Source organism: Nocardia carnea (assembly GCF_029868855.1).
In the GTDB taxonomy this organism is placed as follows: Bacteria; Actinomycetota; Actinomycetes; order Mycobacteriales; family Mycobacteriaceae; genus Nocardia; species Nocardia carnea_A.
Map to the genome: position 1 here is coordinate 1 of NZ_JARWOV010000079.1, position 1188 is coordinate 1188.

Sequence of the window (1188 nt, forward strand, 5' to 3'; positions counted from 1 at the left end):
CCGGTGGGCCAGCGCAGTTCGCCCTTGACCATGCCCGCGACGATGCCGATCGGGTTGACCGGCATATCCTGTTTCTGCAGCGAGAGCATATTGCCCAGATGCAGCGCCGCCCAGACTGTTCCCAGGACCGCACCGCCCACATATATCGCGATGAGGGTCAGGTCCGGGCCGGGGACGGCCGGATCCTTCACCGGTTTCTTCTTCGCCATACCTGTCTCCTCAGTGGTCCCTGCCCGTGGTCACCGGTAGCCGTCGAGCCGCCAGCCCGCGGGCGTATGCACCACGGTCGCGATCACCGTGGCCGGTGCCAGGGGTTCCTCGCGGCCGTCCGGGTAGACGACGGTCTGCTCGATACCGATCTTGTATTGCCGCACAGCGGGATCCGGGCCGGCGGGCGGCCGGTCCCCGGAGGCGAAGGTGAACGCCTCGACCCGCGCGCCCGCCGCCGCCCATTCACCCCAGCGCAGCGAAACACCGGGAACAGCCGCGGTATCCGTGGGCGCGTCCAGCACCCGGATCAAGCTGGGGCCCAGGAATCTCCGCGCCCGTTCCAAGGAATCGCCCGGTACTTCGGTGGCCGGTTCCCACCGGTAGATCTCCCGCAACGCGGCGACGGCAACACCGTCGGGCGTCGCGGGATCCGGCGCGGGTACGGCCTCCAGCCGCCGCGGGGTGGAAACGGCCGGTCCGCCTGCCGTTCCCGCATCGTCGCCACCGCCACAGCCGCTCAGCATCGTGATGCCCAGCATCAGCGCCACCACCAGTCCCGCACCGGCACTCGTCTTCCGACTCCAGGTTAACCGCCACGACGCCGAACGAGCCGCCGATCCGCGCGTGTTCACAGCACCCTCCTCGCTCGGGCATCGCCGGGTACCGGCACCTGGGCGACCCCGCCGGCGGTGTCCGCCGTGACCGCGGGGGCCGCGTGGATCATCTGCCCGTCACCCGCGTAGATCCCGACCTGCGCGGGGCCGCGCTCGGCGAACTCGCTGAAGACCAGGTCGCCCGGCTGCATTTCGCTGACCGAGACCTCGGTGCCGGCCTCCCACTGCTGTTCCGCGGTGCGTGGTAGCGAGACCTCGCCCCCCGGGGGGGCGAACACCCCCGCCGAGGGGGGAACCCGGGCGGGCCGCCCCCCCCAGCAGGGTCCCACGGGGCCGCCCCCCCCCCACCCGGAAGGTGTGGCCC

2 protein-coding genes and 1 pseudogene are annotated in these 1188 nt (G+C 71.8%); all 3 read right to left on the minus strand.

The genetic code is table 11. From position 1 onward, the window contains the following. A pseudogene (locus tag QH195_RS07170) lies at window positions 1-209 on the minus strand (conjugal transfer protein); the annotation flags it as partial. Between the two features lie 30 nt (window positions 210-239). Continuing rightward, complete coding sequence (locus tag QH195_RS07175) at window positions 240-842, minus strand: hypothetical protein (protein ID WP_280420921.1); 603 nt, start codon at window positions 840-842, stop codon at window positions 240-242. Next, the coding region (locus QH195_RS07180) for a C40 family peptidase (RefSeq protein ID WP_280434793.1) at window positions 839-1188 on the minus strand (350 nt) is incomplete at its 5' end. The genes QH195_RS07180 and QH195_RS07175, both read right to left, overlap by 4 nt.